We start from the raw sequence: 20205 nt of genomic DNA on the forward strand, positions 1-20205 counted from the left end.
TGGGACCGATATGGGGTGAGCCGCATGGCAGAGTCAACGCTGCCCGGCACACGGGCCGGGCAGGTAAGGGTTTATACGTATGCGGAGCAGTGCATGCCTGCTTGCCGGATCACAGCACCAGTACCTGTGTGCCGATGGGCGTGATCGCGAACAGTTCCTCAATCATCGGATTGTATAGTCCGATGCAGCCCGAAGATGAACGCCGCCCGATCTTGCGCGTGTCATGGGTGCCGTGGATCAAGTAGGCGGGCCATGTCAGATACATGGCATGAGTGCCCAGCGGATTATCTGGACCTGCGGGCATAAACGTCGGCAGGCTGGGGTCACGCTTGCGCATGTTCTGGGTGGGGGTCCATGTCGGGCCGACCTTCTTACGGACGATCTTGGTATAGCCCCGTTTGGTCAACTCGTCGGACATGGGGATCGACGTAGGAAACACGCGGTAGTCGCTACCGTCGGCGTTCCAATAGTGCAAAGCGCGGGATGTGGTGTCCGCGATAATCGCGCCTTTGCCCAACGTGTCGAAATGATCCTGCCACTTTTGAGTGACAAAACTGGAGGTGTTACGCCGAACCGGCGCCTGTTGTGCGGTGGCCAGTGCCGGGGTGACGAAACCGGTCGCTGCCGCACCCAGAATGAGCGCGCGCCGCGAAAGGGATGTATGTGCCATGTCTGCCTCTGTCATCTGCGAAAGTTTTGCGCAGACTGCACCGGACACCCGACGGGCGAAAGGTAGTGCCCGGTCACAATGGCGTTAACATCGGCGCTGCAACGTGGGTATGCAGCGCACGCATGCCACGCGTGGCTATTCTTTGGTCGCAGGTGCCTTCTTGGCTGCGGGTTTCTTCTTCGCCGTCGCTTTCTTTGCAGGTGCCTTCTTCTTGGCTGGCGCCTTGCGACCCTTGCCGGATTTCGCGGCCTTGGCGGTGATCAACTCCACGGCCATGTCCATGGTGACATCGTCCGGCTCTGTGCCTTTGGGCAGGGTGGCGTTGACTTTTTCCCACTTCACATACGGACCATAGCGCCCGTCCATTACATTGATAGGGCCGCCGTTCTCGGGGTGTTCGCCCAACTCCTTGAGCGGTTTGGCGGCCGCACGTCCCGCGCCGCGGCTGGCCAGTTTTTGTGCCAGCACCTCGACCGCGCGGTTCATGCCGATGGTAAAGACTTCATCGACCTCCTTGAGGTTCGCATAGAGTCGCCCATGTTTCACGAACGGGCCATAGCGCCCGATGCCCGCCTCGATCATTTCACCATCATCAGGGTGCGGCCCGACCTTACGCGGCAGGCTGAGCAACGTCAGCGCCTTTTCCAGATCCATATCGTCGGTCGTCCAGCCCTTGGGTAGCGAGGCGCGCGGTGGCTTCTTGATTTCTTCGGTGGCTTCGCCACGCTGGACATAGGGGCCAAAGCGGCCACTGCGCAGACTGATCTCATCGCCAGCATCTTCGCCCAGCACACGATCGCCGCCCTCTGCAGCATCACCGCCGATGGGCCGGGTATAGCGACATTCGGGATAATTGCCGCAACCGACAAAGCCGCCGGATTTGGACGTTTTCAGGTGCAACTGTCCCTTGCCGCATAGCGGGCAGGTACGAGGATCGCTGCCGTCCTCGCGGGGCGGATACAGCGTCGGCGCCAGTGCATCGTCCAGCACGTCGAGAACCTCGGTAATGCGCAACTCGGATGTTTCACCAATGGCGGCAGAGAAATCACGCCAGAACCGCCCCAGCAGTTCCTTATAGTCGGCTTCGCCCGCACTGACGTGATCCAGTTCTTCCTCAAGGTTGGCGGTAAACTCGTAACCGACATATTTGCGGAAGAAGTTGAGCAGGAATATCGTGACGATCCGTCCCTTATCTTCGGGGATCAGGCGATTGCCGTCCTTGCGGACATATTCGCGGTCCTGAATCGTGGTCACGATGCTGGCGTAGGTCGATGGACGACCAATGCCCAGCTCTTCCATTCGTTTCACCAAAGTCGCTTCGGTGTAGCGCGGCGGCGGTTGGGTGAAGGATTGCGACGCCAGCACCGCCTCGTTTTCGCTGAGAACGGCAGCGGCGTGAGCGGACATACCACCCTTTGCGGTCTCGTCTATCACGCTGTCTGATTTGTCGGCCTTGGCAAATTGCGCGCGCAATGACCCATCGGCAAAAGCGGCAGGTTCGCCCTGCGCGATTTGTGGCAGGCGACCATCCTCATCATCTGCGGGCTCGTCGCGGCCTTCCTCATAGACGCGCAAGAAGCCGTCAAACAGAACGACCTGCCCGGTGGCGCGCAAGCCGATCTGGCCATCATCGCTGCCGATCTCGACAGTGGTGCGCTCCAGTCGGGCAGCCTCCATCTGACAGGCAAGGGTGCGTTTCCAGATCAAATCATAGAGGCGAAATTGATCTTTGTCGGTGATCTTGAGCGCTGCCGCATCCTTGGTCATCTCGGTCGGGCGGATACATTCGTGGGCTTCTTGCGCGTTTTTCGCCTTGTTTTTGTACATGCGCGGGCTGCCCGGCACGTATTCCTTGCCGTACCTGTCGGTGATTGCATCGCGCACCGCATGCACCGCTTCGGGGGCCATGTCGATCCCATCGGTTCGCATATACGTGATGTAGCCTGCTTCATAGAGCCGTTGTGCAGCGCTCATCGTCTGGCGCGCGCCCATCCCGAATTTGCGGCTGGCCTCCTGTTGCAGGGTGGACGTCATAAAGGGGGCTGATGGGTTGCGACTACCCGGTTTGGCCTCGACATTCACGACCTTCAGCGCGCGGCTGGTAACCGCCTGTACTGCCAGTTCGGCTTGGGTGGCATTCTCGAGATCGAATTTTTCCAGCTTTTTTCCGGCAAGGGTGGTCAGTCGCGCCTCGTACTCTTGTCCGCGTGGTGTGCTGAGCAGGGCCTTGACCGACCAATATTCACGGGCATCGAATGCTTCGATCTCCATCTCGCGCTCGACGATCAGACGCAGGCAGACTGATTGTACACGGCCCGCCGACTTGGCGCCGGGCAGCTTGCGCCATAGTACCGGGCTGAGATTGAAACCGACAAGATAATCCAGTGCGCGGCGCGCCAGATAGGCCTCGACGAGCGGCGCGTCGACCTGACGGGGGTTTTCCATCGCTTGCGTGACGGCGGATTTTGTGATTGCGTTGAACACCACACGGCTCACCGGTGTATCTTTCTTGATCGCCTTGCGTTTACGCAGCGCCTCTTCGAGGTGCCAACTGATGGCCTCGCCTTCGCGGTCGGGGTCAGTCGCAAGGATCAGCGCGTTGTCGTCTTTCAAGGCATCGGCGATCGCTTTGACATGTTTGCGGCTGTCGTATCCGACTTCCCATTTCATGTCGAAACCGTTCTCGGTGTCGACTGAACCGTCCTTGGGCGGCAGGTCGCGGACATGCCCGTAGGACGCCAGAACGATGTAATCCTTGCCCAGATATTTGTTGATTGTCTTGGCCTTGGCCGGAGATTCGACGACAACGACGGGCATGGACTTCCTTTCGACTCGGGGACTGGCACCTCATGGCGGCGGACCATGTGGGGTGCTGGAGCGATTTGTCAATGCAGCCAATGTGCCGCACGGGGCATGTGTGGCGTGTGGGATTTTGCAATTGCGTCTCGTATCGGGCAGCAATCGCAAGCCGCCGACTGTGGCGCAGAACTTATCAAAGATCAGTCCGGGAAGCGTCTTGAGGATGCGCAGCACCGGGGGCGATAGGCATGAGCCAATACGGAAAGAGGAATTTGTCTGCGACCATTCACCGCTGCGCGATGCGGGACGGAGGTGCGTCAGAGATAACTGTTGTGTGATATTGCTTCGGAGGTTCCGGTCTGATCGGCTTGTTCAGCTTACACGTGACAGCAAGCCGCCAGGTTGTCGACAAATACGGCCTTCGATTTCGAGATCGACAAGAACGGGTGCAACACTGCGCGCGGGAGCACCGAGATCGCGGATCAGTTGATCTTCGGCCAGTGGTGACGGGCCGAGTCGGTCGAGGATCACGTCATGCAGATCTGCCGTTTCGCGCAGGCTGCGCCGGTCTGCGGGCCGTTCCCGATCGTCGGCAGCACTCGGGTTGCTTGCGGTTTCTGGTGAAACGGGCAGATCCAGTTGTATGCGTCTGGTATCCGGGTCAGCAGTTTGCGGCAGCGCCTCGATTACATCGGTCGCATTGCGAACCAGACGCGCACCATCACGGATCAGCATGTTACAGCCCGCCGTGCGTGCGTCAAAGGGATGCCCCGGCACCGCCATAACATCCCGCCCCTGATCAAGCGCATTGCGCGCCGTGATCAAAGAGCCGGATTTGGCCGCAGCCTCGATGATCACCACCGCCTGCGCTATGCCGCTGATAATGCGGTTGCGGGTTGGAAAGTGTCGGGCCTGAGGGACCGTGCCCATCGGTTGCTCTGACAGACGTATTCCGGTGCGCGCAACATCATCGGCCAAGCGTGCATTCTCTGCAGGGTATAGGATGTCGACGCCGCCTGCGAGTATCGCGACGGTCCCGGTTTTCAACGTTGCTGTATGCGCTGCGGCATCGACGCCGCGCGCCAGCCCGGACACGACGACATAGCCCTGCTGCGCCAGATCGCTGGCCAGCGCCCGTGCCATGCGTGTGCCCAATGATGAGGCATTGCGCGCGCCGACCAGAGCAACCATGGGGCGTGCGAGTATGGCGGTATCCCCAATGGCCCACAGCATTGGCGGCGCATCGGGAATGCTGCGCAACAGACTGGGATACTCGGCATCGGTGATAAATATTTGCCGCGCCCCGCTGGCATGTCCGGCGCGGCGCTCAGCATGGATCACCCCTTCGGGGCAAACACTATAATCCGTAACACCTGCCGCGCGGGCAATTTCGGGCAGCGCCTCTAGCGCGGCTTGTGCCGTGCCGTGTTCAGCAAGCAACCGATAGAAGGTTGCGATCCCGACACGCCGGGAGCGCAACAGACGGAGCCACGACACCCGATCATCTTCCGTGGTGGGTGGGAGTGGGGGGTGAGTGGAAGGATGTGTATCCTCGGTCATCGCAGCTCCGCCTGATTGCAAGAGGACATTAGGCAGCGCAGGGTTAATGGCGGGTAAACCAAAACGGGGCATTTCAGAAATGATCTCTGAAATCACCTAACGTATTGATTTACATTTCCAACATAGCAGGGGGCCTAACAGGTAATGTAGGGCTTCTATCCTGCTTCTCGCCGTAGCAGTTCCAGTCAGCACATCATTGGCCCGACGATTCGTAGCAAATGGTGTGAACGCTTCCACCTGGCCCGTAGATGCATTTGCCGGAGGTATTCACGCGCAGCGCGCTCAGGTCGCCGAACCGCCCACAGTCAGACCGCCAATCATCACGGTCGGCTGGCCGACGCCCACGGGCACCCATTGGCCTTGCTTGCCGCAATTCCCCATGCCGGGATCAAGCGCCATGTCACTGCCGAGCGCCCTGATCTGGTTGAGCGCAGTCGCGCCATCGCCGATCAGGGTGGCCCCTTTGACCGGTGCGCCAACCACGCCATTGCGAACGCGGTAGGCCTCGGTGCAGGAAAACACGAACTTGCCGTTGGTGATGTCAACCTGCCCGCCACCAAAACCGACCGCGTAAATGCCATCCTGCAAGTCGGCCACGATGTCACCCGGTGCGGTGTCGCCACCCAGCATATAGGTGTTGGTCATGCGCGGCATCGGTGCGTGTGCATAGCTTTCGCGGCGTCCGTTTCCGGTGGGGGCGACACCCATTAGACGTGCGCTCTGACGGTCCTGCATGTAACCAACCAAAATGCCGTCCTCGATCAGGACGTTGCGGCCAGACGGCGTGCCTTCGTCGTCGAAGCTGAGGCTTCCGCGCCGATCCGGTAGAGTGCCGTCGTCCAGCACGGTCACGCCGGGGGCTGCTATGCGTTGGCCCATCAGCCCGGCAAAGGCCGAACTGCCCTTGCGATTAAAGTCGCCTTCAAGCCCGTGGCCGATTGCCTCGTGGAGCAAGATGCCTGGCCAGCCGGGACCAAGCACCACATCCATAACACCAGCAGGGGCGGGGACGGCGTCCAGATTTACCAGCGCGATGCGCAATGCCTCGCGAGCCTTGGCCTGCCAGTCCTGCGGGGCGATGAGCCCATCTAGCCCGACACGGCCGCCGCCGCCTGATGTGCCGGTCTCGCGGCGTCCGTCCTGTTCGACGATGACCGAGACATTCACCCGGCAGAGCGGTCGTACGTCACGTAAATGAGTGCCTTCAGGCCGCAGGATCTCGACCTCTTGCAGCGTTGCGGTGATCACAGCCGTGACTTGTACGACACGCGGATCCAGCGCACGAGCAAAGGCGTCGATCTCGCGCAGCGTCTCAATCTTCGTGGGAAAGCTGACACCTGCTATGGGATCGGAATCAGTATACAACCGGGTATTCGTCGGCGCAGGCCCGACATCGAGCGTCCCACCCCCCGCGCCGACGGCCAGTTGCGCCGTCTCGACCGCGCGGAGTAGCGCCGCTTCGGATATGTCAGTGCTATGCGCGTACCCCGCTGCCTCGCCGCGCACGGCGCGCAGGCCGAACCCTTCGCTGGCGTCATAGCTGGCAGTGCGCACTCTGCCATCGTCGAAGATCAGCGTTTCAGAGCGGCTGCGTTCCAGAAACAGCTCACCGTCATCGGCGCCACGGGTGGCAGTGCGTAGGTGCGTCAGTGCGGTTTCGGTGTCGAGGTTGGTCTCGAACGGTCGAAAAGGGGCGTCTTGCATGTGTTTTGTCCTCGACTGTCGACGTCTTAAATTGACCTATGTCAAAAAAGCGTCTGTTTGCCGCAATCGTCATTCTTGTCTGTCGGTGCAGAATATGGTTTTAACGGGCGATGAAACAACGGGATTCCGCCAGTGCGGCGGTTACCTCCCTCAAAAACGCGATAAACGCTTCAACCGACCAAGGTGCATCATGCGATATTTTTCCAAAATGCTGGCTGCGACAGCCGCCCTGACTGCCACACCCGCATTGGCGCAGGAGAACCTCGAAATCATCGGTCGGCCGAAAGACGGCCTCATGGGCTTTCAACCCGCGGCGACTGAGCTGGCGCGCGATCTGCACTGGCTCGACAATATGGTGCTGATCGTGATCACTGCCATCAGTCTGTTTGTTGTGGCGCTGCTGGTTTACGCGATCTTGCGGTTTAACCGCCGCGCTAACCCGACGCCTGCAAAGTTCACCCACCATTCGCCGATCGAAGTCGCGTGGACGATCATCCCGATCGTGATTCTGGTCTTTATCGGCGCGTTCTCGTTGCCGGTTCTGTTCAAGCAGCAGGAAATTCCTGAAGGTGACATCAACATCAAGGTGACCGGATACCAATGGTACTGGGGCTATGAATACACCGACCATGAGTTCGGATTTGAAAGCTTCCTGATCGGTGAAGGCAAAGTGTTGAACGATGAGGTTGTGGCAGAGCTGGAAGCGGCGGGTTACAGCCGTGACGAATTCCTGCTGGCAACCGACACAGCCGTTGTTGTGCCTGTGAACAAGGTCGTCGTGATGCATCTTACCGGTGCAGATGTGATCCATAGCTGGACCATTCCCGCGTTTGGCGTAAAGCAGGACGCAGTGCCGGGTCGTCTGTCGCAGCTGTGGTTCAAGGCTGAACAGGAAGGCACCTATTTCGGCCAGTGTTCGGAGCTTTGCGGCAAGGATCACGCCTATATGCCGATCACCGTCAAGGTTGTGAGTCAGGATGTCTACGATGCGTGGCTGCAAGGTGCGATCGAAGAATACGCCGGTACACCGCAGGGTTATAATGTGGCGGCCGCCGAGTGATGAGACCAAGCCGGGCTGAAGCCCGGCTTATGGCAGTGCAGGCCGGGCTTCAGCCCGCGATAATCGTTGAAAGCATACCATGACCGACGCAAGCATTCATGCCAGCAAGACCGACACTGCCGAGGCGGGGTTCGGTGATTTCTTTGCCCTGCTGAAACCGCGGGTGATGTCGCTCGTCGTGTTCACTGCGCTGGTCGGATTGGTTGCCGCACCGGGCAGCGTGCATCCGATCATCGGATTTTCCGCGATCTTGTTTATCGCAGTCGGTGGCGGTGCTTCTGGTGCGCTGAACATGTGGTGGGACGCCGACATCGACCGAATCATGAAGCGCACCAAAGGACGGCCTATTCCGACAGGCAAGATTGCTGAGGGTGAAGCCTATGCCTTTGGCATGGCGCTGGCCGGATTCGCGGTGGTCATGCTGGGGTTAGCCACGAACTTTGTTGCGGCGGGGCTGCTTGCCTTTACAATCTTTTTCTACGTGGTCGTTTACTCGATGTGGCTCAAGCGTTTGACCCCGCAGAACATTGTGATTGGTGGCGCGGCGGGCGCATTTCCTCCGATGATCGGTTGGGCGGCGGCAACAGGCAGCGTCTCCGTAGAATCAGTGCTGATGTTCGCGCTGATCTTCATGTGGACGCCACCGCATTTCTGGGCTCTCGCCCTGTTTATGAAGTCAGATTACCACAAGGCTGATGTGCCGATGCTGACGGTCACCCACGGACGCAAGGCAACGCGGGCGCATATTCTGGTCTACACGGCATTGTTGGCGCCACTGGCGGTGGGTATCGGATTCACCTCGATTGGCGGACCGCTGTATCTGGCGGTGGCTGTGGTGCTGAATGCACTGTTCCTAAAAGGTGCATGGGATATCTGGCGGCGCGACGAGACGACGGCAGAAGCCGATAGCTACCGCACCGAGAGAAAGGTATTCCGCCTGTCGCTGATCTATCTCTTTGCTCATTTCAGCGCGATCTGGGCGCAGACCCTTCTGAACAGTTCCGGCTTCGGGGGCTGGGGATGAGTTTTCGCGAGCCGCATGAGCTGCACAAACGCCGGTTCAGCCGCAATCTGGGGCTGGGATTGGTGCTGGCGGGTTTCGTCGCTCTGGTCTTTGGTCTGACCATTGCCAAGGTAAGCCAAGAGGATTTCGCAGTTCCGACACAGGGCGAGGGAACCCACTGATGGCGCTTGATCCTAAGACACGGACCCTGACGCAACTGGTGGGCGTCGTCGTGGTGATGGGCGCGCTGGCATGGGCCTCGGTCCCATTCTACGATTGGTTTTGCCGGGTGACAGGCTTTGGCGGGATTCCCGGCGTGGCCCAATCTGGGTCCGATGAAATACTGGATCGGACGATCAAGGTGCGCTTTGACGCGAGCAAAGAACGCGGCATGCCGTGGGAATTCAAGCCGGTCGTACAAGAGATGGAGTTGCACATCGGCGAAACCGGGTTGGCCTTTTATGAGGCGTATAACCCGACTGACCGCGCCATTGCAGGCCAGGCGGCGTATAACGTGACACCATACGAAGCTGGCGGATTTTTCGACAAGATCGACTGCTTTTGCTTTACCGAGCAGGTTTTGCAACCCGGCGAACGGGTCATGATGCCGGTGACATTTCTGGTGGATCCCGCAATCGTCAGCGACAGGGACGCGAAATACACTCACACAATCACACTCTCATACACATTCTACGAGATTGACCTGCCCGAGGCGCAGGCCGCTCTTGCACCAGATAACAAAATGGGTACAAACCTGAACTGAGCCTCAAAATGCGTTTTGCAATTGATCCGGCTTGCGGATTTGATGCAAAGCGCACACGACATTGAAGGGGTGCGGGCCTTTTGCGCTTTCCCTGAGTCAGGAAATCGAAAAGGCCTTAAAGAGGGATAGACGCGATGGCACATGAAAAAAACCACGACTACCACATTCTGAACCCCTCATGGTGGCCGTTCCTCGGCGCTGTGTCAGGGTTCGTCATGCTTTACGGTGCGGTTCTGATGATCTCGCCACAAGCCGAATCAAACCAGCCATGGATGTTCCTCATCGGGCTCGTGGGCGTTCTGTACGTCATGTTTGGCTGGTGGTCCGACACCATTGCAGAGAACCAGGCGGGCGATCATACGCCGGTGGTCCGTATCGGGCTGCGCTATGGTTTCATCATGTTCATCATGTCCGAAGTCATGTTCTTTTCGGCGTGGTTCTGGAGCTTTTTCAAGCATGCCATGTATCCAATGGGCCCAATGTCACCCATCAAGGACGCTGTTTGGCCGCCTGTCGGGATCGAGACATTTGATCCGTGGCACCTGCCGCTGATCAACACGCTGATCCTGCTCTGCTCTGGCGCTGCTGCCACTTGGGCGCACCATGCGCTGGTTCATGAGAACAACCGCAGCGACATGAAATGGGGCCTGATCATCGCGATTGCTCTTGGGGCGCTGTTCACAGTGTTTCAGGCGTATGAGTATAGCCACGCTGCCTTTGGCTTCTCCGGCAACATCTACGGCGCGAACTTCTTTATGGCGACGGGCTTTCACGGGGCGCATGTTCTGATAGGAACGATCTTTCTCTTCGTATGCCTGATGCGGGTGCTGCGCGGCCACTTTACCCCTGATAACCATATCGGTTTCGAGGCGGCAGCATGGTACTGGCACTTTGTGGACGTGGTCTGGCTGTTTCTGTTCGCCGCTGTCTACATCTGGGGCGGCTGACGATTATTCGACGAGAATCGTGCGCTTTTCCATTGGATGACGATCTCTGCCTGTCACGAGCGCACGAGAGTATTTGAACAAAAAACAAGATGCGGAGGGCATGCCTTCCGCATCTTCTGTTTGAAGTGAGGGAACCGTGCAGAGGCGTATAGCAGTACCACTGGTCTTCGGGGTGATCGGGACAGCAATCCTGATAGGTCTGGGTTTGTGGCAGGTTCAGCGGCTGGATGAAAAAGAAACCGAGCTTGCCAGAATTGATGCACGGATCGCGGATGCGCCGGTCGGATTGCCGCAGTCGCCCAGTGAAACCGTGGACAAATATCGCGCGGTGAAGATGGAAGGTACGTTCCTGAGACCGGAACTGCATGTTTTGGTCGGGATCAAGGATATCGGCGCCGGGTATCGCGTGATCCAGCCTTATGAGACCGACGGGCGACGCATCTTAGTGGATCGCGGATTTATCAAGTTGGACGCCAAGGATGATGAACGCACGCCGGGTCCGGCGCAGGTCATCGGTAATCTGCACTGGCCCGACGAAGTTGACGGCTATACACCTGCCCCGGACGAGGCGCGCGCGATCTGGTTTGCACGAGATATCCCAGCGATGGCTGATGCGCTGGGAACCGAGCCGTTGCTGGTGGTCGCGCGGCAGGAAGCTTCGCCGATGGCGAGCCGCGTGAGGGCGTTGCCTGTAGATAGCGCAGGAATCCCGAATGACCACTTGCAATACGCGATTACATGGTTCTCTTTGGCGGTGATCTGGGCAGGTATGACTGGCTATTTTCTATGGCGCACAGCGGGTACGACGCGTGCTGCGAAAGGTAAGGCGACATGAGATATGTATCGACGCGGGGGCAGGCCCCGGTTCTGAGTTTTGAAGAGGCAATGCTGACGGGGCTAGCGCGTGATGGCGGGCTCTACCTGCCCGAGGCGATTCCACACATGGCACCTGCCGAGATCGCGGCGTTGGCGGGCCTCAGCTATGAGGAAGCGGCCTTTCGCGTGATGCGGCCCTATATCGGCGATGCCTTTACCGATGCGGAATTCGAAGCAATCATCGCGCGTGCCTATGCCGGATTTACCCATGCCGCGCGCGCCCCGCTGGTGCAACTGGGGCCGAACCATCATCTGCTTGAACTGTTCCATGGGCCGACACTGGCGTTCAAGGATTTCGCGATGCAGCTGATCGGGCAACTGTTCGAGGCGGCGCTGAAACGCAATGGCAAGCGAGTTTGTATTGTCGGGGCGACGAGTGGTGACACCGGTTCCGCCGCGATCGAGGCGTTTCGCGGGCTGGAAGCCGTTGATGTCTTTATTCTCTACCCGCAGGGGCGCGTCAGCGAGGTACAGCGCCGGCAGATGTCGACACCCGCCGAGGATAATGTACATGCATTGGCGGTCGAAGGGCATTTCGACGATTGTCAGGCGCGCGTCAAAGACATGTTCAACGACTTCGAGTTCCGCGATGCGGTTGGCCTTGCCGGGGTGAACAGCATCAACTGGGCGCGGGTGCTGGCGCAGGTGGTGTATTATTTCACCTCTGCCGTTAGCTTGGGCGCGCCGCACCGCGAGGTGAGTTTCACCGTACCGACTGGTAATTTTGGTGACATTTTTGCGGGCTACATCGCCAAGCGCATGGGACTGCCGATCGCGCGGCTGGTGGTGGCGACCAATCAGAATGATATTCTGCACCGCTGTCTGTCAAATGCTGAGTACAGGCCGGATGGCGTGATCCCGTCAATCAGCCCGTCGATGGATATTCAGGTTAGTTCCAACTTTGAGCGGGCGCTGTTCGAGGCTTATGGCCGGGATGGCAGTGCAGTGGCGCAATTGATGGAAGAGCTAAAGGCAGGTGGTTTCACTGTCAGCCAAGGTGCGTTGCAGACGTTGCAGGAAAACTTTGACAGCGGACGTTGTGACGAGAATCAAACCCGCGCCGCGATCCGGCGGACATGGGATACAACTGGCGAATTGCTTTGCCCGCATAGTGCCATTGGTGTGCATGTGGCCGAGGAACATATGGTGCCTGTGGTGCCGATGATCACGCTGGCGACGGCGCATCCCGCCAAGTTCCCGGCGGCAGTGGAAGAGGCCAGCGGTCAGCATCCCCCCTTGCCCTCGCATATGGCGGACCTGTATGAGCGGTCGGAACGGATAACCGAGGTGGAAAACGACCTTGGCGCCATTGAGACCCTCATCAAGGAACGGACTGCCCATTGACCGTCAACCTCACGACTCTATCCAACGGATTTCGTATCGTCACCGAGCATATGCCGAGCCTGCAATCTGCTGCTATCGGCGTCTGGGTTCTGGCCGGAGCGCGTCACGAGACACCTGAACAAAACGGCATTGCGCATTTTCTGGAACATATGGCGTTCAAGGGCACCCAGAGCCGGAGTGCCTTGCAGATTGCCGAGGCGATCGAGGATGTGGGCGGCTATATCAACGCCTATACCAGCCGTGAGGTAACGGCCTATTACGCGCGGGTGCTGAAGGATGATGTGCCGCTGGCGCTTGACGTAGTGGCCGATTTCCTGCGTAACGCCATTTTTGATCCGACAGAAATCGAGATCGAGCGCGGCGTGATCCTGTCGGAGATCGGGCAGGCGCTGGATACGCCGGATGATATCATTTTCGATTGGTTGCAGGAGAAGGCCTATCCTGACCATCCTTTGGGTCGTGCGATTCTGGGCGGAGAAGATCGGGTGCGCAGCTTTTCTCGCGATGATCTTACGCGCTTCGTTGGACAGCACTATCGCCCCGGACAGATGATTCTATCGGCGGCAGGCGCGGTTGATCACGATGCGTTGGTGCGCAGCGCCGAGGCACTCTTTGGGGATATGGCACCGGCGGATGCACCAGCAGCCCCCGTTGCGCGGTTTGCAGGAGGCGAGAGCCGGACAGTCAAGGCGCTGGAACAGGCGCATTTCGCGATGGCGTTCGAGAGCCCGGATTATGGCGATCCACGCATTCACGCGGCGCAAATTTATGCCACTGCATTGGGCGGCAGCATGTCGAGCCGCCTGTTTCAGGAAATCCGCGAAAAACGCGGGCTATGCTACACGATCTATACTCAGGCCGGTGCCTATTCGGACACGGGCATGATGACTGTTTATGCTGGCACGTCGGGCGATCAGATGGCGGACCTAGCCGAGATCACCATCGACGAGATGAAGCGCGCAGCAGATGACATGCGCGCAGATGAGGTGGAGCGTGCCCGTGCGCAGATGAAAGCGGGCCTGCTAATGGGACTGGAAAGCCCCAGCAACCGGGCCGAGCGGCTGGCGCGCATGTTGCAGATATGGGGGCGTATTCCTCCGCTGGACGAAGTGGTGTCGCGGATTGATGCGGTTTCGTTGGGGGATGTACGGACCTTAGCCGAAGAGATTGCAGCGCGGGCACCTGCCGCGATGGCGCTTTACGGTCCGGTGGAAAATGCCCCGACGCTGGAGGCATTGCAGGAAAGGCGCGCCGCGTGATGTTCCTGCCACGTCGCAAGGTCCGTATCGAGACCGAGCGACTGACGTTGCGCCCGCCCGTTCTGACGGACTATCGCGCCTGGAGCAGTTTGCGACAATCCAGCGCCGAGTTTCTGGTTCCGTGGGAACCATTGTGGTCGGACGACCATCTGGCCCGCAAAGGGTTTACCAACCGGGTCTATTGGGCGCAGCGCGCGATACGCGACGGCGCAGCGTTGCCGTTGTTCCTATACCGTCGTGAAACAGAGACACTGGTCGGTGCCATCACGGTGGACAATATCCGCCGAGGCCCAGCGCAGGCAGGAACCGTGGGCTATTGGATCGGCGAGCACCATGCACGGCAGGGGTACATGCGAGAGGCGATCGAGGCGGTGACACATTACGCGTTTGAACGACTCGACATCAGCCGTCTGGAGGCAGCTTGCCTGCCGGAAAATGCGGCCTCGCGGGGGCTGTTAGAAAAATGCGGGTTCAAATATGAGGGCGTCGCGCAGAGCTATCTTCAGATCAACGGGCGCTGGCGGACACATGTGCTCTATGCGGCGATTCGTGCGGATCGTCGTGGTCGCACAGGCGCAGGTTAAAAATCTGACAAGGGATCGATTTGCGCTATCTTAACCCTAGGTCGGGAGTGCAAAGATGGTTCGCAGTCTGCTTCTTTTCATCTGCTTATGTGCATCGGGCGCCGCCGTGGCGCAGGATCGGCGGCCCAGTCATTGCATCGCCGTCGCGGAGGCCGCACCGGGGGTGATCTATCTGCACAATGCATCGTTTCAAACCCCGGTCGCAGAACATTCAGTCCGATTGCGATACCTCGCGCACTCAGCTTTTTTGATCCAGACCAGCGAAGGGCTCTCGGCGGTAACCGATTTCACCGGGTTTGTCGGTAATGTCGATTTCACGCCCGATGTGGTGACCATGAACCATGCGCACGAGACGCATTGGACAGCTTTCCCCGACCCAGCCATCCCTCATGTCCTGCGCGGCTGGAGCGATGAACCGGGTGGGGCGGCTCATCATCTGGATCTAGGGAGCATGCTGATCCGCAATGTTCCGACGGATATTCGGAGCGCGTACCATGATGGAGTCGAACGCCACGGCAATTCGATTTTTGTTTTCGAGGTAGCGGGGCTGTGCATCGGACATCTAGGACATTTGCACCACATGCCTGATGACGCTCAATTCGCGGCGCTAGGGCGGATGGATGTGGTGATGGCGCCGGTTGATGGCGGCATGACGCTGGATCTGCCGACAATGATCGCTCTGTTGCAGCGGCTAAAGGCGAGTGTGGTGATACCGATGCACTGGTTTCATGACGGAACGCTCGGTGCATTTCTAGCGGGAATGGCAAGCGAGTTCGCTATTGAGAGCCACGGCGCGCATGATGTCACCCTATCACTGCGAACGCTACCGGAGCGGCCGACTGTTATAGTGTTGCGGCCGAAATTTTTGACCAAAAGCGAGTAGTCCGAAGGGAGAGTTCGACGATTTGTTTCGTCAGATTTGTCGCTAAAACACCGCGACCGGTGAATGGAAGGTTTTGCCCGTCGATAAGGTTTCGTATGGTCAGGCATGCAATTGAATTCAGTTGATCAGAAATGTCTTGATGCGCTTGCGGCGGCTTTGCCCGAGGCCGCGTTGCGCGACGTGGCACCGAGGTATCTGGAAGAGCCACGCGGGCGTTGGCACGGGCAAGCAGGCGTGCTGATGGCCCCGGCATCCGCCCGCGAAGTTTCGCAGGTTATTCAGATCGCCAATACGCAACGCGTGCCAGTTATTCCTTATTCCGGTGGAACTGGACTGGTCGGGGGGCAGGTCAGTCCGGCGGGGCCGCTGCCGATTTTGCTGAGCTTGGAACGGATGACGGCGGTGCGCGGACTCTACCCAGAAGAGAACGTCATGGTGGTTGAAGCCGGGGCGATCCTGTCTGATGTGCATGATGCGGCGGCGGCGGCAGAGCGGCTCTTCCCGCTAAGTATCGCGTCCAAGGGTTCTGCGCGGATTGGCGGGCTGCTGGCGACGAATGCGGGTGGGGTGAATGTGCTGCGCTATGGCAATGCGCGGGATCTTTGTCTGGGAATCGAGGCGGTTCTGCCAAATGGGGACCTCTGGAACGGGCTGAAGAGGCTGCGTAAGGACAATACCGGCTATGATCTGCGCAATCTACTGATCGGGTCCGAGGGCACATTGGGGGTGATCACCGCAGCCACACTTACGTTGGTTCCGCGCCCTGCGAGCGAAGGTACTGCATTGATGGTTGTGGACAGCCCGACGGCGGCGCTCGCTCTGCTGGCACTGGCAAAGGATCATGTAGGTGAGGGCGTGAGTGCGTTCGAGTTGATCCACGGTCAAGGATTGGCGTTTTTATCTGAGGCGCTGCCTGATCTGCGACAACCCTTTAACACGCAGCCAGAGTGGTGCGTGCTGATTGATCTGGGGATGGCACGCGGGCTGGATCCTGCGTCGGCACTGGAGCGGATATTTGAAGAGGCATCTGAGGCTGGCCTAGTTAGCGACGGTGTGATCGCACAGTCAGAAGGCCAGCGGCAAAGTTTCTGGGAGTTGCGCGAGCAAATCCCAGAGGCGAACCGGCGTATCGGGTCAATCAGCTCGCATGATATATCGGTGCCGCTTGGGATGGTGCCTGAATTCATCGAAAAAGCCGCCGGGGTGATCGGCGCTCTGGGGCATTTCCGCATCAACTGTTTCGGGCATCTGGGCGATGGCAACCTGCACTATAATATCTTTCCCAAACACGGCGAAAGCCGGGCAGATTATGCCCATCTGAGCGATGATATCAAACGCGCCGTACATGATCTGGTCCACGAAATGGGCGGGTCGGTCAGTGCGGAGCACGGTATCGGTCGGCTAAAGGTGGATGATTTGGAACGCTACGGCGATCCGACCAAGCTGGAGGCGATGCGGGCGATCAAGGCTGCACTTGATCCGGCAGGTATTATGAACCCCGGAGCAGTGCTGCGCGCCTCTGTCTGACGTAGAACCAGACAATTCGCGAATTATCGGTGTACCCCAGAGCGCGAGACGCTCCGGGGTTTGGTCTGATTTTATTGCCAGCCGACCTGATTGAAGATCGTCTGCGCCTTGGCCGCATTGGCGCTGAAGGCGGCTGTAGGTGTGGCTGTGTCGGGAATGAAGAAACCCAGACGCGCCGGGCCTGCACCAAGGCCGACACCGGGAACCGCAGGATATTCGTTGTTCTGATCCGCGAAATGCTGCTGCGCATACGCGCTGGTCAGAAACTCCAGCAGCGTTCTGGCCTGATCCGGGTTGGGTGATGAAACGGTCATTGCTGCTGCTGTCAGGTTCAGGTGCGCGCCACGGTCCGACTGGTTCGGCCAGACCCAGCCGATATTGTCGATGCCGGAGGTCAGCCCTTCTACGTCTTTGTCGAAACCACGCAGGAAATAGTAATGGTTGGCGACGGCCACATCACATTCACCGGACACGAGGCCGCGCAACTGGTCAGTGTCACCGCCTTGTGGTGCACGCGCCATATTGTCGACCATGCCGGTGGCCCATTCGCGCGCACCTTCTTCGCCGTCAGCCTCAATGATCGAAGCCAACAGTGACTGGTTGTAGATGTTGCTGGACGAGCGGATGCAAATCCGGCCCTTCCATTCGTCGTCGGTCAGGGCTTCGTAGGTCATGGGTGGGTTTTCGACCCGATCCTTGGCGTAAAAGATGATGCGCGCACGTTGGCTGACGCCGAACCACAGATCATCGGGATGGCGCAGGTGCGCAGGTACGGTGTTGGCGATGACATCAGACGCCAGCGGCTGGATCACACCGGCCTCTTCGGCGCGTCCCATACGGCCGATGTCAACGGTGATGAATACATCAGCCGGGCTGTTGTCGCCTTCGGCCTTGAGGCGCGCGATCAACTCGTCGGCTTTGCCCTCGATACGGTTGACGGTGATGCCCGTCTCATCGGTGAATTTCTCGTAGAGCGCATCATCACTGTCGTAGTGGCGCGAGGAATAGACGTTAACCTCGGCAGCCATGGCGGTGGCAGTCATCGCACTTAGCGATAGTGCGGCAATCGCGGTACGGGTGGCAAAACGGAACATCAGAAGGCCCTTCCTTATAGTCTGACGGAATTACTCGGGCATTCCTGTAATTTCCGACAAAAATAGTCAAGTCAAAATGTCGAGCGCCCAAATCCTTTACTGATGCCTCTTTGCCTTCAATGACCCTAGTAAACGCAGCGTAAAACTTGCGCATTGGCGCGCGGACACTCATTCTGCTTGAACGATGACGTCACGCGCTGGTGGAGCGGCGCGCAAATAGGGGAGGACGGGCCATGAGTTTTGCTGTGCGGCAGGATGTGCTGGATATTGAGAACGAAATTTCGTGGGAGGACCGCGAGCGGCCCAAAACACTCTATGCGATGCTACAGGAAACAGCAGTCGATTTTCCTGACCGGCCCGCGATCAGCTATCAGCTGTTTTCCGGCCCAACAGACAAGGCACAGACGCTGACATGGTCAGAGTTCCGTGATCAGACCTGCCAGGCCGCGAACCTGTTTCGCAAGCTTGGGGTTGGCGAGACGGATGTGGTGGCGCTGGTGTTGCCCAACTGTCTGGAAACGGCGACTGCGACGATTGGCGGTATGATTGCGGGGATCGTAAACCCGATCAACCCGCTGCTAGAGTCAGAGCAGATCAGTGCCATCCTGCGCGAAACGAACGCAAAGGTTGTCGTCACGCTCAAGGCCTTTCCCAAGACGGATATCGCGCAGAAAACCGCCCTTGCGGTCAAGGATGCGCCGAACGTCAAAACCGTGCTGGAGATTGACCTCAACCGTTATCTATCGCCACCGAAAAGCTGGCTGGTGCCGTTGCTGCGGCCCAAGGTGCCGACCTCCCATCATGCGGATGTAAGGGACTTCGTCAAAGAATCGGTGAAGCAACCGAAGGTTCTCAGCTTTGACGACGGGGGGCAGGACCGTGTCGGCGCCTATTTCCATACCGGCGGTACAACCGGAATGCCAAAGGTGGCACAACACCGCTATTCCGGCATGATCTATAATGGCTGGCTGGGCCATCGTCTGTTGTTCGATGAAAACGATGTGATCATGTGCCCGCTGCCGCTGTTTCACGTTTTTGCATGCCATGTGATCCTGATGGCGATGATCAAATCGGGGGCGCATGTGGTGTTCCCCACGCCTGCGGGCTATCGCGGCGACGGTGTTTTCGACAATTTCTGGAAACTGTGTGAACGCTGGAAAATCAGCTTTGTCATCACTGTGCCGACGGCTGTTTCTGCGCTGATGCAGCGTAAAGTCGACGCGGATGTTTCGACCGTCAAAAATGCGTTTTCGGGGTCCGCGCCGATGCCGCTGGAACTGTTCAACCGATTCGAGAGCGCGACTGGCATGACCGTGATCGAGGGCTATGGTCTGACAGAGGCCACCTGCCTTGTGTCGTGCAACCCGCCTGAAGGGGCCAAAAAGGTCGGATCGGTCGGTGTGCCGTTGCCTTATACCACCGTCAAAATTTTTAAGACGACCGAAAATGGCACGGTCGAGTGCGGAGCCGACGAAGTCGGCGAGATTTGCATCGACAATCCGGGCGTCTATCCGGGCCACACGTATACAGAGGCCGCCAAGAACGCTGATCTGTATCATCAGGACAAATTTCTGCGCACCGGCGATCTCGGCCGGATCGACGCGGATGGGTACTTGTGGATTACCGGACGAGCCAAGGATCTGATCATTCGGGGTGGTCACAACATCGACCCCGCCGAGATCGAAGAGGCGCTGATGGGTCACCCCGAAGTGGCGATGGCTGGGGCGATCGGTCAGCCCGATGCGCATTCAGGTGAAATGCCCTGCGCCTATGTGGAACTGGTCGATGGCGGCAACGTCACCGCCGACGCGCTGCGTGATTTTTGCAAGGAACACGTCCACGAGCGGGCGGCGCAACCCAAATACATCGAGGTTCTGGACGAACTGCCGAAAACGGCCGTGGGCAAGGTGTTCAAGCCCGATCTGCGCAAACGTGCGATCACGCGTATCTACAGTGCGGAACTGGAAAAGGCAGGAGTAGCTGCACGGGTGAGCGAAGTCGTGGATGATAAAAAACGTGGTTTGGTGGCGAAACTGGAAAAGACAGGCGCAGTAGAAGATGCCAAAGTGTCCGAAGTGCTGGGGCAGTACGTACGGCCCTGGGAATGGGCCGACTGATCCTGCAACAGGAGG

The 20205-nt window shown here is 58.7% G+C and carries 17 protein-coding genes; 12 read left to right on the top strand and 5 right to left on the bottom strand.

From position 1 onward, the window contains the following. Positions 1-109 precede the first annotated feature (109 nt). The 4 genes from N7U68_RS15480 to tldD all read right to left on the bottom strand — a co-directional run bounded on the left by N7U68_RS15480 (position 110) and on the right by tldD (position 6733). Entirely contained in the window at positions 110-670 is a 561-nt protein-coding gene (locus tag N7U68_RS15480) for a L,D-transpeptidase (RefSeq protein WP_263047391.1), read from the bottom strand. Positions 671-805: 135 nt separating this feature from the next. After that, a complete protein-coding gene (gene topA / locus N7U68_RS15485) occupies positions 806-3487 on the bottom strand; it encodes a type I DNA topoisomerase (protein WP_263047392.1) in 2682 nt (893 codons plus the stop codon). Between the two features lie 354 nt (positions 3488-3841). Beyond that, on the bottom strand, positions 3842-5029 hold the full coding sequence (dprA, locus tag N7U68_RS15490) for a DNA-processing protein DprA (RefSeq protein WP_263047393.1): 1188 nt from the start codon (positions 5027-5029) through the stop codon (positions 3842-3844). Positions 5030-5311: 282 nt separating this feature from the next. Continuing rightward, positions 5312-6733 carry a metalloprotease TldD gene (gene tldD / locus N7U68_RS15495; protein WP_263047394.1) on the bottom strand — a complete coding sequence of 474 codons (1422 nt, stop codon included), beginning with the start codon at positions 6731-6733 and terminating at the stop codon, positions 5312-5314. A gap of 190 nt (positions 6734-6923) precedes the next feature. On the opposite strand from tldD, the gene coxB reads away from it, so the two are divergent. The 11 genes from coxB (at position 6924) to N7U68_RS15550 (ending at position 16979) form a co-directional block, all read left to right on the top strand. Further along, positions 6924-7793, top strand: coding sequence for a cytochrome c oxidase subunit II (gene coxB, locus N7U68_RS15500; RefSeq protein WP_165194126.1), 870 nt, complete (start codon positions 6924-6926; stop codon positions 7791-7793). A gap of 79 nt (positions 7794-7872) precedes the next feature. Next, entirely contained in the window at positions 7873-8817 is a 945-nt protein-coding gene (gene cyoE, locus N7U68_RS15505; RefSeq protein WP_263047395.1) for a heme o synthase, read from the top strand. Beyond that, entirely contained in the window at positions 8814-8978 is a 165-nt protein-coding gene (locus N7U68_RS15510) for a cytochrome c oxidase system small membrane protein (RefSeq protein WP_165194122.1), read from the top strand. Before cyoE ends, N7U68_RS15510 begins: the two co-directional genes overlap by 4 nt. After that, positions 8978-9559, top strand: a complete 582-nt coding sequence (locus tag N7U68_RS15515; protein WP_263047396.1) for a cytochrome c oxidase assembly protein — start codon at positions 8978-8980, stop codon at positions 9557-9559. The genes N7U68_RS15510 and N7U68_RS15515 overlap by 1 nt, the downstream gene beginning before the upstream one ends. 134 nt (positions 9560-9693) lie before the next feature. Continuing rightward, positions 9694-10506: a cytochrome c oxidase subunit 3 gene (locus tag N7U68_RS15520; protein ID WP_165194118.1), complete on the top strand. Its 813-nt coding sequence runs from the start codon at positions 9694-9696 to the stop codon at positions 10504-10506. Positions 10507-10642: 136 nt separating this feature from the next. Continuing rightward, positions 10643-11341, top strand: coding sequence for an SURF1 family protein (locus N7U68_RS15525; protein ID WP_263047397.1), 699 nt, complete (start codon positions 10643-10645; stop codon positions 11339-11341). Next, the gene (gene thrC, locus N7U68_RS15530) at positions 11338-12726 is read left to right on the top strand and encodes a threonine synthase (protein ID WP_263047398.1); all 1389 of its coding nucleotides are present in this window, start codon (positions 11338-11340) and stop codon (positions 12724-12726) included. The genes N7U68_RS15525 and thrC overlap by 4 nt, the downstream gene beginning before the upstream one ends. Further along, positions 12723-13985: a M16 family metallopeptidase gene (locus N7U68_RS15535; RefSeq protein WP_165194113.1), complete on the top strand. Its 1263-nt coding sequence runs from the start codon at positions 12723-12725 to the stop codon at positions 13983-13985. The genes thrC and N7U68_RS15535 overlap by 4 nt, the downstream gene beginning before the upstream one ends. Further along, complete coding sequence (locus tag N7U68_RS15540) at positions 13985-14569, top strand: GNAT family N-acetyltransferase (protein WP_165194111.1); 585 nt, start codon at positions 13985-13987, stop codon at positions 14567-14569. Before N7U68_RS15535 ends, N7U68_RS15540 begins: the two co-directional genes overlap by 1 nt. 55 nt (positions 14570-14624) lie before the next feature. Next, positions 14625-15452 carry an MBL fold metallo-hydrolase gene (locus tag N7U68_RS15545; protein ID WP_263047399.1) on the top strand — a complete coding sequence of 276 codons (828 nt, stop codon included), beginning with the start codon at positions 14625-14627 and terminating at the stop codon, positions 15450-15452. 105 nt (positions 15453-15557) lie between these two features. Then, complete coding sequence (locus N7U68_RS15550; RefSeq protein ID WP_263047400.1) at positions 15558-16979, top strand: FAD-binding oxidoreductase; 1422 nt, start codon at positions 15558-15560, stop codon at positions 16977-16979. A gap of 71 nt (positions 16980-17050) precedes the next feature. On the opposite strand, the gene N7U68_RS15555 is transcribed toward N7U68_RS15550, so the two are convergent. After that, complete coding sequence (locus N7U68_RS15555; protein WP_263047401.1) at positions 17051-18073, bottom strand: extracellular solute-binding protein; 1023 nt, start codon at positions 18071-18073, stop codon at positions 17051-17053. Between the two features lie 233 nt (positions 18074-18306). On the opposite strand from N7U68_RS15555, the gene N7U68_RS15560 reads away from it, so the two are divergent. Next, positions 18307-20190 carry an acyl-CoA synthetase gene (locus tag N7U68_RS15560; protein WP_263047402.1) on the top strand — a complete coding sequence of 628 codons (1884 nt, stop codon included), beginning with the start codon at positions 18307-18309 and terminating at the stop codon, positions 20188-20190. The last annotated feature ends 15 nt before the right edge of the window (positions 20191-20205 follow it).

It is taken from the genome of Roseovarius pelagicus, assembly GCF_025639885.1.
GTDB lineage: Bacteria > Pseudomonadota > Alphaproteobacteria > Rhodobacterales > Rhodobacteraceae > Roseovarius > Roseovarius pelagicus.

What these genes read in the sequence shown, in the direction of transcription:
- N7U68_RS15480 (WP_263047391.1), bottom strand. Translation starts at nt 670, where the DNA reads ATGGCACATACATCCCTTTCGCGGCGCGCGCTCATTCTGGGTGCGGCA.
- topA (WP_263047392.1), bottom strand. Translation starts at nt 3,487, where the DNA reads ATGCCCGTCGTTGTCGTCGAATCTCCGGCCAAGGCCAAGACAATCAAC.
- dprA (WP_263047393.1), bottom strand. Translation starts at nt 5,029, where the DNA reads ATGACCGAGGATACACATCCTTCCACTCACCCCCCACTCCCACCCACC.
- tldD (WP_263047394.1), bottom strand. Translation starts at nt 6,733, where the DNA reads ATGCAAGACGCCCCTTTTCGACCGTTCGAGACCAACCTCGACACCGAA.
- coxB (WP_165194126.1), top strand. Translation starts at nt 6,924, where the DNA reads ATGCGATATTTTTCCAAAATGCTGGCTGCGACAGCCGCCCTGACTGCC.
- cyoE (WP_263047395.1), top strand. Translation starts at nt 7,873, where the DNA reads ATGACCGACGCAAGCATTCATGCCAGCAAGACCGACACTGCCGAGGCG.
- N7U68_RS15510 (WP_165194122.1), top strand. Translation starts at nt 8,814, where the DNA reads ATGAGTTTTCGCGAGCCGCATGAGCTGCACAAACGCCGGTTCAGCCGC.
- N7U68_RS15515 (WP_263047396.1), top strand. Translation starts at nt 8,978, where the DNA reads ATGGCGCTTGATCCTAAGACACGGACCCTGACGCAACTGGTGGGCGTC.
- N7U68_RS15520 (WP_165194118.1), top strand. Translation starts at nt 9,694, where the DNA reads ATGGCACATGAAAAAAACCACGACTACCACATTCTGAACCCCTCATGG.
- thrC (WP_263047398.1), top strand. Translation starts at nt 11,338, where the DNA reads ATGAGATATGTATCGACGCGGGGGCAGGCCCCGGTTCTGAGTTTTGAA.
- N7U68_RS15540 (WP_165194111.1), top strand. Translation starts at nt 13,985, where the DNA reads ATGTTCCTGCCACGTCGCAAGGTCCGTATCGAGACCGAGCGACTGACG.
- N7U68_RS15545 (WP_263047399.1), top strand. Translation starts at nt 14,625, where the DNA reads ATGGTTCGCAGTCTGCTTCTTTTCATCTGCTTATGTGCATCGGGCGCC.
- N7U68_RS15550 (WP_263047400.1), top strand. Translation starts at nt 15,558, where the DNA reads ATGCAATTGAATTCAGTTGATCAGAAATGTCTTGATGCGCTTGCGGCG.
- N7U68_RS15555 (WP_263047401.1), bottom strand. Translation starts at nt 18,073, where the DNA reads ATGTTCCGTTTTGCCACCCGTACCGCGATTGCCGCACTATCGCTAAGT.
- N7U68_RS15560 (WP_263047402.1), top strand. Translation starts at nt 18,307, where the DNA reads ATGAGTTTTGCTGTGCGGCAGGATGTGCTGGATATTGAGAACGAAATT.